The following is a 12,158-nucleotide window of genomic DNA, read 5'->3' as shown; positions in this document are numbered from 1 at the left end:
CGGATACGGCAGGGGCTTTCTTCGCCTGGCGCGACGAGGCGCGGCGGAGGCCTACTTCTCGACGAAGGCGCGCTCGATCAGGTAGTCGCCCGGCTCGCCCATGCGCGGCGAGATCTTCAGGCCGAAGCTGTCGAGCACGGCGCTGGTCTCTTCCAGCATGCTCGGGCTGCCGCAGATCATCGCACGGTCGTCCTGCGGATTCATCGGCGGCAGGCCGATGTCCTCGAACAGCTTGCCGCTGCGCATCAGGTCGGTCTGGCGGCCCTGGTTGCGGAACGGCTCGCGGGTCACCAGCGGGTAGTAGATCAGCTTCTCTTTCACCTGGTCGCCGAAGTACTCGTGTTCCGGCAGGACCTTGGTGATGAAGTCGGCGTAGGCCAGTTCGCTGACCCAGCGCACGCCGTGGACCAGGATCACCTTCTCGTAGCGCTCGTAGGTTTCCGGGTCCTGGATCACGCTGAGGAAGGGCGCCATGCCGGTGCCGGTGCTGAGCAGGTAGAGGTGCTTGCCGGGCAGCAGGTCGTCGTGCACCAGGGTGCCGGTCGGCTTGCGGCTGACCATCAGCTCGTCGCCTTCCTTCAGGTGCTGCAGGCGCGAGGTCAGCGGGCCGTCCGGGACCTTGATGCTGAAGAACTCCAGGTGCTCTTCGTAGTTCGGGCTGGCAATGCTGTAGGCGCGCATCAGCGGGCGACCGTCGACTTCCAGGCCGATCATCACGAACTGGCCGGTCTTGAAGCGCAGACCCGGGTTGCGGGTGGTCTTGAAGCTGAACAGGGTGTCGTTCCAGTGGTGCACGCTGAGAACGCGCTCGGTGTACAGATTGCTCATCAAAGACTCCTAGGAAAACGCGGGCGCACACCAACAGCAGCAGACGTGACGCAGTTGCGCGGCATTTTATCGGTTGCCAAAATATCCGCAAAATGAATTGTCTGGATAATGCTTATCCAGAATATGGATATGGGATAACACGATATCGGTCGGCCGCCGGCCGCCGAGGGCTCCCATCGCTCCCGCGGACGGGGCGCAAGGATAACCGAGCCAACCCCGCCGACGGAACGGCAAAATGTCGCGGGGGCCTTTCGCTCTAGACGAGGAAGCCTGGATGAAATTCACCCTCCGCCAGCTCGAGGTGTTCGTCGCCGTGGCCCAGCAGGAGAGCGTCTCCCGCGCCGCCGAGGGGCTGTCGCTGTCGCAGTCGGCGACCAGCACCTCGCTCGGCGAGCTGGAGCGGCAGTTCGACTGCAAGCTGTTCGACCGCGCCGGCAAGCGCCTGACCCTCAATGCCCTCGGCCGCCAACTGCTGCCGCAGGCGGTGGCGCTGCTCGACCGCGGCGAGGAAATCGAGAACCTGCTCAACGGCAAGACCGCCTTCGGCTCCCTCGACCTCGGTGCCACCCTGACCATCGGCAACTACCTGGCCACGCTGCTGATCGGCGCCTTCATGCAGCGCCAGCCGGACTGCCGGGTGCGCCTGCACGTGCACAACACCGCCCAGGTGGTGCAGCAGGTCGCCCACTACGAGCTGGACCTGGGCCTGATCGAGGGCGACTGCCGGCATCCGGACATCGAGGTGCAACCCTGGATGGAGGACGAACTGGTGGTGTTCTGCGCCCCCCAGCATCCGCTGGCGCGGCGGGGCGGCGCCGACCTGGAACGGCTGACGCGGGAGGCCTGGATCCTCCGCGAGCAGGGCTCCGGCACCCGCCTGACCTTCGACCAGGCCATGCGTCATCACCCGCGGCCGCTGAACATCCGCCTGGAGCTGGAGCACACCGAGGCGATCAAGCGTGCCGTGGAGTCCGGCCTGGGCATCGGCTGCATTTCCCGCCTGGCCCTGCGCGACGCTTTCCGCCGCGGCAGCCTGGTGCCGGTGGAAACGCCCGGCCTGGACCTGCGCCGGCAGTTCTACTTCATCTGGCACAAGCAGAAGTACCAGACCGCGACCATGCGCGAGTTCCTCGACCTGTGCCGCAGCGAGACCGCCGGGATCAGCCGCAGCGACGAGATCGTGCTGCCGCTGATTCCCTGACTCAGTTGGCCAGGGACAGGTTGCCGTCGCGGTACTGGCGGTACGAGGTATAGGGCAGCGCGAGGGTGTCGATCACCCCGGACAGCGCGAAGTCGAGGGCCAGCACCTCGAGGATGCCGTCGGCTTGCGCCGGCGCCACCGGCGACCCGGTCTTCACGTTGAGCCGGCAGAAGGTGTAGCTGACCCCGCTGTACACCCGCGGCAGGCTGGTGCAGGCGGTCGCCTTCAGGCGCAGGTCGTGGGCGGCGCTGGCGTCGTCGCGCACCAGCGTGTTGACGGAACCGCACCCGCCGAGCGTGGCGAGCCCCAGAAGCACCAGCAAAGAAAGCCCCGAACGAAACATTCCTTCATATCCCTGTGCGAACGCCAGCCGAGTATGGCCGGCCTTGCGCCGCTTCACCAACCCTTGACGTTGTCCCAGCGCCAGTTGCGGTACTGGTACAGCAGCGTACCCAGCAACGCATAGGTGGCGGCCATGCCCAGCAGCACCAGGGCATGGTCGCTGACTTCGCGCAGCGGCAGGTCCATCTGGTTCATCTCGGCGATGGCGCGGATCGCCCAGGTCGAGGGGATCGCGTCGGCCAGCCAGCGTACCCAGTCCGGCATGGCCTGTTCCGGCCAGCTGTAGCCGGCCATGTAGAACAGCGGCAGGGTGATGAAGGTCATGGTCAGGTACACCGATTCCTCGGTGGGCAGCAGCTCGGCGATGAACTCGCTGAGGGCGATCACCGCGATCAGGAACGGCAGGACGATCCCCAGCAGCATGAAGAACGAGGCCGACTGGCGATAGCCCAGCAGGTGCGGCCAGATCACGTAGAAGAGCATCGCCAGCACGGTCCAGATCAGCAGTTGCGCGCTGTAGCGGCCGAAGCGGGTCGACAGCGGCTGGCGCATGTAGCGCGGGGTGCCGCCGCGCAGCATGATGTTGCCGCGGGTGCAGCCGAGCAGCAGGCTGTGTTGCAGGATCAGCGACAGCAACCCCGGAAGGACGATGGCGGCGAAGCTGATGCCGGGGTTGAACAGGTCGGTCAATTGCCCAACCAGCGGGCTCAGCACCACCTGCGCCTGGGTCGCGGTGAAGCCTTCGCGTTCCAGCAGGGCAGCGTTGTAGCGGTTGGTCAGCGCGCTGTAGACCGCCGAGATGTCCTGCTGGATCTGGCCGTTGGCCATGCGGTTGGTGGCATCGCCGAAGTACGGGATCACCAGCGCCTCGCCGCGCAGCAGGCGCTTCTCGAAGTTCAGCGGGATCACGATGATCGCGTACAGCTCGCGCCAGGCCAGGTCGCGCTTGGCCTGCGGCAGGCTGTCGTAGCCGACCACGGCGACCTTCGGCGCCGAATCGAGCAGCCGGACCAGCTCGCGCGACACGTCGCTGTGATCCTCGTCGACCACCGCCACCGGCAGGTCGAGGGCGGTGTGGTTCATGTACGGCAGCGAGGTGATGCACACCGAGGCCACGACCATCAGCCACATCGGCTTGGACAGCATGGCCTTCAGGGTTTCCCGGAGGATCTGCAGGTAGTTCTTCATATCGGGCTCAGGTCCAGGCGGCTGCGCAGGCGCATCTTGGCGATCATGTAGGCGATCAGCGGGTACAGCGCCAGCTTGGCGCAGGTGTAGAGCGCCGAACTGGGCGGCGCCTGGCGCAGGAACTGGTCGAACAGGCCGTGCAGGGTGTGGGTCAGCGGCTCGGCCTCGGCGATCACCCGCGCCAGGGTCGGCATCGCCAGTTCCGGGATCAGCACTCCCGAGTAGGTCTGGGCGACGCCGATCAGCATGCCCACCAGCGAATAGGCGGTGAAGCGGTTGGCGGTGAAGACGAACAGCACCAACCCGACGCTCTGCGCGGCGATCACGTAGAACAGCGTGATCATCAGCATCGCCAGCGGGCTGCCGTTGATGCGCGCGCCGGAGAACGCCACCAGCAGGAAGATTTCCAGCATCAGCAGCGCGGTGAACAGCAGCGTGTAGGGCGCCAGTTTGCCCACCAGGCGTACGCCGAGGGCCTTGGCCCGCAGGATGTGCGGCGAGGAGGCGCGCAGTTCCGGCGCCTCGCGGGCCAGCACATGGACCATGGTGACGATCACGAACAGCTGTAGCAGGTGCACGATGGCGGCGAACTGCTGGTAATAGATGTAGTTGCCGCTGGCATTGAACAGGCTGTCGTAGGACACGCTGATGCTCGCCAGGTGCGGCAGCGCCGCCGGCATCCCGGCGGCCAGGCGCGGACGCAATTCGCCGTTGAGGCTGGCGACCAGCGCCGAGAAGTCCTGGGTGGCGGCGTAGCCGGCCGAATACAGCAGCGCGTTGTAGTACAGCTCGGCCTTCGGCGCGCGCCCGCCGAGCACGTCGGCCTCGAAGTCCGGCGGGATGTAGAGCAAGGCGTAGGCATCGGCCCGACGGATCGCGTCGAGCCCCTCCTGGACGCCGGCGGGAACGGTGATCACCTGGGCGTGGGAGGTCGCGTCGAGGTCGCGGATCAGCTTGCGCGACAGCTGGCTATGGTCCTTGTCGACCACCGCCAGCGGCATGTCCAGCAGGGTACCGGCCTGGTAGACGCCGCTGATCACGCCGAACAGCAGCAGCGGCCAGCACCAGCCGAGCCAGTGGATGGTCCAGCTGCGGCAGGCGATCCGCGTCTCGGTGTTGAACGCCTGGACGAAACGGCTGGCGTTGCGCTTCAGCGCGGCCCACGCCATCGCTCAGTTCGTCCAGCGCCACAGCGCGCTCATGCCCGGGCGCAGGCCGGGTGTCGGCTGCAACGGGTAGAAGCGGGTCTCGAAGGTCTTCAGGTCGAAATCGCCGGTGGCGCGGGTCGCGCGCCTGGTCGAGAAATCGCCCAGCGGGGCGATGTAGCGCAGCTCGGTCTCGACCTCGGCGCCGCCCAGGCCGGGCACCTGCATGACGATGCGGTCGCCCTTGCGCACCTTGGCCAGGATGTCCTCGCGCAGGTTGAAGACGAAGTAGCTGTCGTCCAGCCGCACCAGCGTCAGCAGCGGACTGTAGGCGTTGATCAGTTCGCCCTGTTCGGCGGGGATCGGCCCGACCTCGCCGTTGACCGGCGCGCGCACCTGCAGGTCGTCGATCTGCGCCTGTAGCTCGGCGATCTGCGCGTCGGCCCGGCGCACCGCGGCCTGCAACGCCTGGCGGCGCTCCTCGCGGTCGCCCTTGAGGCCTTCGTCGAGATTGGCCCGCGCCTCGGCGACGCGGTCGCGGGCGACATCGCGCTCACGCCGCGAGAGGTCGAACTGGGTCCGCGAGAGGAAGCCGCGCTCGACCATCTGCTGGTTGCGCTGGAAATCCGACTCGGCGTTGCGCAACTCGGCCTCGGCCTGTGCCAGGCTGGCCTTGAGCGCGCGGATGTTCTCCTCGCGGGTACCGTGGAGCGACTCGTCGAGCTGCGCCTGGGCCTGGTTGCGCGCCGCGTGCAGGGCATCGAGCTGGGCTTCCAGCTCGGGGCTGTCGAGGCTGATCAGCAGGTCGCCCTGCTTCACCTCGTCGCCGCGCCGCACGTGCAGCACCTGGACCCGGCCCTTGGCCTTGGAGGAAACGATGACGTTGGTGGCGTCCGCCTCGCCCTGCAACAGCAGGGGCGGATTGTGCAGGCGCAGGTAGAGGGTGATGGCGACGATCGCGAGGATCAGCAACGGGGTAAAGAGTTTCCATCCCTTCATGGGGCAGGCTTCCTGAACACGACCGGGCGATGGTAGTACATTGCCAGGCCGTTGCGCTGGCCGGCGCGCCGGGCGGAAGCGCGCCGGAGACCGGCTCCGGCGCGGCGACGAATCAGGCTTCCCCTTCGGCGTCCTCGCTCGCCACCCGCCGCGCGGCGGCGCCGTCGGACTTCGCCGAAGGGAAGCGCGCCGAGGCGAAGCGCACCACCAGGATCGCCAGCGCCAGCAGGAGCAACGCCACCGAGACCAGGATGATGCCATCGTCCGGCGTATGGTTGTGCTGGATGTCGGCGATCATCAGGCGGGTCAGCGCGGTCATCGCCACGTAGATCAGGAAGCGTACCGGCATGTGGTTGGTCTTGAAGTAGATACCGACCATCGCGCCCAGCTCGAGGTAGATGAACAGCAGGAGGATGTCGTCGATCGACGCATGCCCCTTGTTCACCATCCCCAGGAAGGCCGCGCCCGCCGCCCAGAACACCGTGGCGCCGATGGCGAACAGGGCCAGGTAGTGGAAGGCCTCCACCAGCAGGTTGCCGAGGCTCTCCGCCTGGTGGTGCATACTTGCGCGCAGGCGCTCGGCCCAATTCTGTTTCATAGCTTCTCCCGACAAAGACGACGGCCACCTGGCCCGAAGCGTGCAAGGCCCAGGCCAAGGCACGTGCGCAGATAGACGTCCGCACGTCGGCGCAGGGTACAGCCCGGCGGTGACAAAGAACTTTCCGGGCGGCACCCAGTCCCAACCAGCACGACAGCATTCAGGTGGTCCGCCATGACCGACAGCAGCCCTTTCCAGCTCCTCACCGAGGCCTTCCAGGCCGAGTACCGGGTCAACCTCAGCCTGGAGCGGCCGGACGGCAGCATCGTCCTCACCCTCTCCAACGAACGCGGGGTCGCCGCCAAGCGCCTGATCCGACCGGCGCAACTGCATGACCTGGAGCAGTTGCAGCGGATGATCGAGAGCATCCGTTTCGGCATCGCCATCGAAAACGGCACCAGCGCGCCGCAACTGTTGCAGGCGATGACCCAAGGCAAGGCACGCTGGCCGATAGCTATCTGATGGCAGCGGCGACCTGCGCGCGTCCTTCGCCGGCGCCGAAATAGGCGGCCAGCACCGCCAGGTCGCGGTCTTCCAGCATCCCCGCCAACTGGCGCAGGCGCAGCCAGGCGTTGAGGTAGGCGTAGCGCGCTTCCGCCAGGTCGCGGCGGGCGCCGTAGAACTGCTGTTCGGCGTCCAGCACGTCGCGATTGACCCGCTCCCCGCCGGCGACGCTGCGCCGCGTCGCCGTCACCTGTTCGCGCGCCGCCGCCACCGCCATCTCATAGGCACGCACCTTGGCCAGGCTGCTGGCGGTCAGGTCGAACTGGCTGTGCAGGTCATTGATCACACTGGCCACCTGGGCATCCAGCTCGGCCTGGGCCTGAGCGTACTTGTCGCCGGCCTGGCGGGTCGCCGCCGACACCCGCCCGCCCTCGAACAGCGGCAGGCTGAGACGCAGGCCGACACTGTCGGTGTCGTATTTCTGCTCGTAGGTGCTTTCCGAAGCCGAGTGCGTCTTGCTGCTGCTGGCGTAGAGGCTGAGCCTGGGCAAGTGGCCGGCACGATTGCGCTCCACCTCGTAGGCTGCCGCCTCCAGCGCATGGCGCTGGGCGCCCAGCTCGGCGCTGCGTTGCAGGGCCACCTGGCGCCAGCCTTCGAAGGTCGCCGGTTGCAGGCGCAGCGCCGGGAAGCGCTCGATGGGCGCGGCCAGTTCGCGATCCTCCAGTGCCTGCCCGAGCATCGCCTCCAGCGTACGCCGCGCCGCCGCCGCGCGATCGCTGGCGGCGATCTCCTCGGCGCGGGTCAGGCTCAGCCGGGCGCGGGTCTCCAGCAGGTCGGTGCGGGTGCCCTCGCCTTCCTCGAAGGCACGCTGGTTGAACGCCAGCTGGGTTTCCAGGGCGCGCCGCTGGGCTTCGGCCAGGACCACCTGCTCGCGGGCGAACAGGGTTTCGCTGTAGGCGGCGAACAGGCGCACCGCCAGTTCCTGGCTGCGCCCGCGGAACTGTTCGTCGGCGAACAGCGCCTGGGCCTCGCCCTGGCGGTAGCGCGCGTAGGCCTCGTAGTCGAACAGCGGCTGCTCCAGGCTGAGGGTCGAGGCGTAGCTGCGATAGTCGCGCTCGACGCGGGCGTCGCCCTGGCTGACGGTGGAGTCGTTGCGCGCCTTGTTGTAGTCGTAGCGCAGGCTCGGCAGCAGGCCGGCACGGCCGATGGCGCGGTTTTCGCTGCCGGCGCGGCGCTCGTGGAGCGCCGCCTGGAAGGTCGGGTCGTGGCGCACCGCCAGTTGGTAGGCGTCCAGCAGGCCCAGCGCCTGGGCCGAAGAGGCCGAAAGCAGCGCGGAGGACAGCAGGCAGGCTCGCAGGCGATTCATTCTTCCCCCAGCGCCAGGTGGGTACGGTCGGCCAGCGGCTTGAACAGGTAGTTCAACAGCGAGCGCTCGCCGCTGCGAACGAAGGCCTCCACCGGCATCCCCGGGCGGATCTCCAGGCCGGCCAGGCGACGTACGCCCTCCTCGCCTACGCGGATGCGCACCCGGTAGTACGGCGCCTCGCTGCGCTCGTCCAGCAGGCGGTCGGCCGAGACCAGGGTCACTTCGCCCTCCACCCGCGGCGTAGTGCTCTGGTTGAAGGCGCTGAACATCAGCTCCACCGGCAGGCCGACGCGGACCTTGTCGACCATCTCCACCGGCAGCCGAGCGTCCACCAGCAGCGGCTGGCGCTCCGGGAGGATTTCCATCAGTTGCTGGCCGGGCGCGATCACGCCGCCCTCGGTGAACACTTCCTGGCCGACCACCAGGCCGGCGACCGGCGCCCGTACCTCGCTGTTGGCCAGGTCGAAGCGCGCGCTGGCCAGGCGATTGCGCAACTCCTCGGCGCGCACCTGGGCGTCGGCCAGGCTGGCGCGCACCTCTTCCTGGAACTTCTCCCGCCGCTGGGCCATGCGCAGGCGCAGTTCGAGGATCTGCCGGCGGGTACTGCCGAGGCTGCCGAGGTCGCCGGCGATCTCGCCGTTGACCTGGGCCAGCAGGCGCTCGCTGTCGAGCAGGCGGTTGCGCGGCACGTAGCCCTCGCTGGCCAGTTGGCGCAGGCCGCGCAACTGTTCCTCGAGGGCGGCGCGCTGCTGCTCCTTGCTGCGCAGCGCGGCTTGCAGGCCGTCCAGTTGCGCCTGGCTGCCGGCGACCGTCTCGGCGAGACCATCGAGTTCCAGGCGCAGCGCCCGCCGACGGCTGTCGTGCAACTGCCGCTGCTGTTCCAGCAGGGTCGGCAGGCGCGGGTCGTCCAGCGCCAGCAGCTCGGCGGGAAACTCGATCCGCGCCTTTTCATCGCGCTCGGCGCTCAGCCGCGCCAGACTCGCCAGCGCCGCCACGTACTGGGCGAACAGGCCATCGGCCTGGGCCCGGGCCTGGGTAGCGTCCATCTCCAGCAGCACCTGTCCTGCCTCCACCCGCTCGCCTTCGTGCACGCGGATGTGCCTGACCAGGCCGCCGGTAGGGTGCTGCACGGCCTTGCGGCTACCGGCCACCATCACCGTGCCGGAGACCCCGACGCCCTTGTCCAGCGGGGCCAACCCGGCCCACAGGAGAAAGCCGACGAAGCCGAGCAGCACCAGCCCCCAGCCGAGCCGGGAAAAACGCTTCTCGTCCAGTTCCAGCGCCGCGCCGCCGGCGCCGACTTCGCGCAACCGCGCCTGCCCGCTCATCGCGCCGCTCCTCCCGGCACACCGCCGACCGGCATGCCCGGTCCCGGCCGGTAGCCGAAACCGAACGCCGGCGTCGGCCGTGTCGGCGCCGGGGCCGGGGCCGGGGCCGCAGCGGCCGGCGGCGAGGCGCTGGCGAGCACCTCGGCGGTCGCGCCGAAACGCTGCAGGCGCCCGCCATGCAGCAACAACAGCTTGTCGGTCAGCGCCAGCACTGCCGGCTTGTGGGTGACCAGCACCAGGCTGCTGCCCTGCCGGCGCATCGCCGCGATGGCCTCGGCCAGGGCCGCCTCACCCGCCTCGTCGAGACTGGCATTGGGTTCGTCGAGCACGATCAGCGCCGGTCGCCCGTACAGCGCGCGGGCCAGGCCGATGCGCTGGCGCTGGCCGCCGGAGAGACCGGCGCCGCCGTCGCCAAGGCGCGTGTCGTAGCCCTGCGGCAGGCGCAGCACCAGGTCGTGTACGCCGGCCAGGCGCGCTGCCGCCACCACCTTCTCGGCATCCACCTCGGCGAAGCGCGCGATGTTCTCGGCGATGCTGCCGGCGAACAGTTGCACGTCCTGGGCCAGGTAGCCGATGTGCGGCCCCAGTGCCGCCGCGCTCCACTGCCGCAGGTCGGCGCCGTCCAGGCGCACCGCGCCGGACAGCGGCTGCCAGGCGCCCACCAGCAAGCGCGCCAGGGTCGACTTGCCGGAACCGGACGGCCCGATCACGCCGAGCGCTTCGCCAGGCTCCAGGGCGAAACCGAGGTCCTGCAACAATGCCTGCTCGCGTCCCGGCGCGGCCGCGCAGAGCCGCTCGACGCGCAACGCGCCGCGCGGCGCCGGCAGCGGCATGCCCAGGGCAGCCGGCGGATTCTCCTCGAGCAGCCGCGCCAGTCGCTGGTAGGCCTGCCGCGCGCCGCTCCACTGGCGCCAGACCGCGATCAACTGGTCGATGGGGCTGAGCACGCGGCCCATCAGGATCGAGCCGGCGATCATCATCCCCGGGGTGATGCGTCCCTCCACCGCCAGCCAGGCGCCGAGGCCGAGCACCAGCGACTGCAAGGCCAGGCGCACGCCCTTGGAGGTCGCGCCGATCGCCGCACTGCGCTCGCTGCCGAGGTTCTGCCGGGCAAGGAAGGCCTGGTGCTGGGCGAACCAGCGCGCGCGCATGGCCGGCAACATGCCCATTGCCGCCAGGGTTTCCGCCTGGCGCAGGTTGGCCGAGGCCTGCTGGGTGGCGAGGATCGACAGTTGCCCGGCCTCGGCCAGCGGTTCGCGCGAGCGGCTTTCGTTGACCCAGGCAAGCAGCACCAGCAGCAGCGCCCCAACCAGGGCAAGCAGGCCGAGCCAGGGACTGAAGAGGAAGATCACCAGCAGGTAGAGCGGGAACCAGGGCGCGTCGAAGAAGGCGAACAGGGCGTTGCCGGTGAGGAACTGGCGCAGGCTGGTCAGGTCGTTCAGCGCCTGCCCGACGGCCTGCTCGCCGCGCTCCAGGCTGGCGCGGAACGAGGCGTCGTAGATGCGCTGGTTGAGTTGCATGTCGAGCTGGCCGCCGAGGCGGATCACCACCAGGCTGCGCACCCACTCCAGGGCGCCGAGCAGCAGGTAGAGGCCGAGCACCATGAGGGTCAGCATCAGCAGGGTCATGTGGTTGCCGGAGCCGAGTACCCGGTCGTAGACCTGCAGCATGTACAGCGACGGCGCCAGCATCAGCAGGTTGATCACCGCGGTGAACAGCGCGACGCTGCGCAGCGCCGGGCGGAAGCGGCCGAGGGTGGCGAGGATTTCATTGCGCGGCGAGGCCGGCCGGAGCTTCATCGGAGTCGGGTCCTGTGGGTGTCCGGGCCGCGAGCGGGCCCGGAGGACATTGCGGCAGTCTCCGCTTGCCGGGCACGGCCGGCGGAGGAACAATCCGGGGGCCGCCGTCGCCACGGGTGCGAGGCGCAGCGACGGCGGTTCGCGCGCCGGAGAGGAGCGCCAACTCCTCTCCGGCCTTTAGCGCAAGCAGTCCACGAACGCTATCGTGGACAGTTGCTCAGGCCGCCAGGGCCAGGTCGTGCGGCAGTTCCTGCACGCCGACCACGCCGATTTCCGCCGCTGCCGCAGCCGGGGTGGCATGGGCGACGCCGGCCGCGGCCAACTGGTCGAAGGTGGAGTTGATCGACAGGCTCGGGTCGACCGCTTTCAGCAGCGCGTCGATCTGCCCCTGCAGGGCGCTGCTGTCACCGCTCATCAGGCCGTAGACCACCTTGTGCACGGTGCCGTCGCGGCCCTGGGCGATCGGCGAATCCAGGCCCAGGTTGCTGAAGCTCACCTCCTGGCTGTCCAGGGCGTAGCCACCGCTGGAGGCGCCGCCGGTCAGGGTGTCGCCGAGGGCGATGCTGTCCAGCTTGCCCCACAGGGTGTGGCTGGGGTTGCTGAACAGGGTGTAGTGGAGGTCGCCGCCGGCGATGAAGGCCGCGTCGCTGGCGGTGCTCTTCAGCGCGTACTGGCTGCCGTCGAACGGACCGGGGTTGAAGCCGCCGGTATTGCTGCCGTCCACCACCTGGCCCGGACGATGGTTGACGTCGCCGAAGTAGGCCGACCAGTCCGCCAGGTAATCCGCTACGGTCCAGCCGCTGTAGGTGGTGCTGTAGGAAATCGAAATGCTCATGCCAAAACTCCAATTCAACGAGTGGTGAATGCCGGAGCGCACGGATGCCCGCTCCGGTTTTGCCCTTCACTGGGCAAAACGGGGG

12 protein-coding genes are annotated in these 12,158 nt (G+C 68.8%); 2 read left to right on the top strand and 10 right to left on the bottom strand.

Annotation, left to right across the window (positions count from 1 at the left end; translation table 11 throughout):
- Nucleotides 1-51: 51 nt before the first annotated feature.
- The gene (fpr, locus tag HMPREF3014_RS04430; protein ID WP_003091832.1) at nt 52-828 is read right to left on the bottom strand and encodes a ferredoxin-NADP reductase; all 777 of its coding nucleotides are present in this window, start codon (nt 826-828) and stop codon (nt 52-54) included.
- Between the two features lie 274 nt (nt 829-1,102).
- Between fpr and HMPREF3014_RS04425 the strand changes: the two genes are divergently transcribed.
- A complete protein-coding gene (locus tag HMPREF3014_RS04425) occupies nt 1,103-2,029 on the top strand; it encodes a LysR family transcriptional regulator (RefSeq protein WP_003091833.1) in 927 nt (308 codons plus the stop codon).
- Between the two features lies 1 nt (nt 2,030).
- Here the strand turns inward: HMPREF3014_RS04425 and HMPREF3014_RS04420 are convergent, their stop codons facing one another.
- The 5 genes from HMPREF3014_RS04420 to HMPREF3014_RS04400 form a co-directional block, all read right to left on the bottom strand.
- Entirely contained in the window at nt 2,031-2,372 is a 342-nt protein-coding gene (locus tag HMPREF3014_RS04420) for a YceK/YidQ family lipoprotein (protein ID WP_003098676.1), read from the bottom strand.
- A gap of 53 nt (nt 2,373-2,425) precedes the next feature.
- Nucleotides 2,426-3,559: an ABC transporter permease gene (locus tag HMPREF3014_RS04415; RefSeq protein ID WP_003098675.1), complete on the bottom strand. Its 1,134-nt coding sequence runs from the start codon at nt 3,557-3,559 to the stop codon at nt 2,426-2,428.
- Nucleotides 3,556-4,728, bottom strand: a complete 1,173-nt coding sequence (locus HMPREF3014_RS04410) for an ABC transporter permease (protein WP_003130238.1) — start codon at nt 4,726-4,728, stop codon at nt 3,556-3,558. The genes HMPREF3014_RS04415 and HMPREF3014_RS04410 overlap by 4 nt, the downstream gene beginning before the upstream one ends.
- Nucleotides 4,729-4,731: 3 nt before the next feature.
- The gene (locus HMPREF3014_RS04405; protein ID WP_023087125.1) at nt 4,732-5,703 is read right to left on the bottom strand and encodes an HlyD family secretion protein; all 972 of its coding nucleotides are present in this window, start codon (nt 5,701-5,703) and stop codon (nt 4,732-4,734) included.
- 112 nt (nt 5,704-5,815) lie between these two features.
- The gene (locus HMPREF3014_RS04400) at nt 5,816-6,301 is read right to left on the bottom strand and encodes a phosphate-starvation-inducible protein PsiE (RefSeq protein WP_003091838.1); all 486 of its coding nucleotides are present in this window, start codon (nt 6,299-6,301) and stop codon (nt 5,816-5,818) included.
- A gap of 174 nt (nt 6,302-6,475) precedes the next feature.
- Between HMPREF3014_RS04400 and HMPREF3014_RS04395 the strand changes: the two genes are divergently transcribed.
- Nucleotides 6,476-6,763, top strand: coding sequence for a DUF3509 domain-containing protein (locus HMPREF3014_RS04395; RefSeq protein WP_003091839.1), 288 nt, complete (start codon nt 6,476-6,478; stop codon nt 6,761-6,763).
- Here HMPREF3014_RS04395 and HMPREF3014_RS04390 read toward each other — a convergent pair.
- The 4 genes from HMPREF3014_RS04390 to hasA all read right to left on the bottom strand — a co-directional run bounded on the left by HMPREF3014_RS04390 (nt 6,756) and on the right by hasA (nt 12,073).
- The gene (locus tag HMPREF3014_RS04390) at nt 6,756-8,111 is read right to left on the bottom strand and encodes a TolC family outer membrane protein (RefSeq protein ID WP_023087124.1); all 1,356 of its coding nucleotides are present in this window, start codon (nt 8,109-8,111) and stop codon (nt 6,756-6,758) included. The two genes, HMPREF3014_RS04395 and HMPREF3014_RS04390, sit on opposite strands and share 8 nt — an antisense overlap.
- Nucleotides 8,108-9,439 carry an HlyD family type I secretion periplasmic adaptor subunit gene (locus HMPREF3014_RS04385; RefSeq protein WP_023087123.1) on the bottom strand — a complete coding sequence of 444 codons (1,332 nt, stop codon included), beginning with the start codon at nt 9,437-9,439 and terminating at the stop codon, nt 8,108-8,110. Before HMPREF3014_RS04385 ends, HMPREF3014_RS04390 begins: the two co-directional genes overlap by 4 nt.
- Nucleotides 9,436-11,238, bottom strand: a complete 1,803-nt coding sequence (locus tag HMPREF3014_RS04380; RefSeq protein ID WP_070743337.1) for a type I secretion system permease/ATPase — start codon at nt 11,236-11,238, stop codon at nt 9,436-9,438. Before HMPREF3014_RS04380 ends, HMPREF3014_RS04385 begins: the two co-directional genes overlap by 4 nt.
- A 217-nt stretch (nt 11,239-11,455) precedes the next feature.
- Nucleotides 11,456-12,073: a heme acquisition protein HasA gene (gene hasA, locus HMPREF3014_RS04375; RefSeq protein WP_003091842.1), complete on the bottom strand. Its 618-nt coding sequence runs from the start codon at nt 12,071-12,073 to the stop codon at nt 11,456-11,458.
- Between the last annotated feature and the right edge of the window lie 85 nt (nt 12,074-12,158).

It is taken from the genome of Pseudomonas sp. HMSC065H01 (assembly GCF_001815235.1).
In the GTDB taxonomy this organism is placed as follows: Bacteria; Pseudomonadota; Gammaproteobacteria; order Pseudomonadales; family Pseudomonadaceae; genus Pseudomonas; species Pseudomonas aeruginosa.
This window is presented reverse-complemented; position numbering and strand designations above follow the sequence as displayed.

What these genes read in the sequence shown, in the direction of transcription:
- fpr (WP_003091832.1), bottom strand. Translation starts at nt 828, where the DNA reads ATGAGCAATCTGTACACCGAGCGCGTTCTCAGCGTGCACCACTGGAAC.
- HMPREF3014_RS04425 (WP_003091833.1), top strand. Translation starts at nt 1,103, where the DNA reads ATGAAATTCACCCTCCGCCAGCTCGAGGTGTTCGTCGCCGTGGCCCAG.
- HMPREF3014_RS04420 (WP_003098676.1), bottom strand. Translation starts at nt 2,372, where the DNA reads ATGTTTCGTTCGGGGCTTTCTTTGCTGGTGCTTCTGGGGCTCGCCACG.
- HMPREF3014_RS04415 (WP_003098675.1), bottom strand. Translation starts at nt 3,559, where the DNA reads ATGAAGAACTACCTGCAGATCCTCCGGGAAACCCTGAAGGCCATGCTG.
- HMPREF3014_RS04410 (WP_003130238.1), bottom strand. Translation starts at nt 4,728, where the DNA reads ATGGCGTGGGCCGCGCTGAAGCGCAACGCCAGCCGTTTCGTCCAGGCG.
- HMPREF3014_RS04405 (WP_023087125.1), bottom strand. Translation starts at nt 5,703, where the DNA reads ATGAAGGGATGGAAACTCTTTACCCCGTTGCTGATCCTCGCGATCGTC.
- HMPREF3014_RS04400 (WP_003091838.1), bottom strand. Translation starts at nt 6,301, where the DNA reads ATGAAACAGAATTGGGCCGAGCGCCTGCGCGCAAGTATGCACCACCAG.
- HMPREF3014_RS04395 (WP_003091839.1), top strand. Translation starts at nt 6,476, where the DNA reads ATGACCGACAGCAGCCCTTTCCAGCTCCTCACCGAGGCCTTCCAGGCC.
- HMPREF3014_RS04390 (WP_023087124.1), bottom strand. Translation starts at nt 8,111, where the DNA reads ATGAATCGCCTGCGAGCCTGCCTGCTGTCCTCCGCGCTGCTTTCGGCC.
- HMPREF3014_RS04385 (WP_023087123.1), bottom strand. Translation starts at nt 9,439, where the DNA reads ATGAGCGGGCAGGCGCGGTTGCGCGAAGTCGGCGCCGGCGGCGCGGCG.
- HMPREF3014_RS04380 (WP_070743337.1), bottom strand. Translation starts at nt 11,238, where the DNA reads ATGAAGCTCCGGCCGGCCTCGCCGCGCAATGAAATCCTCGCCACCCTC.
- hasA (WP_003091842.1), bottom strand. Translation starts at nt 12,073, where the DNA reads ATGAGCATTTCGATTTCCTACAGCACCACCTACAGCGGCTGGACCGTA.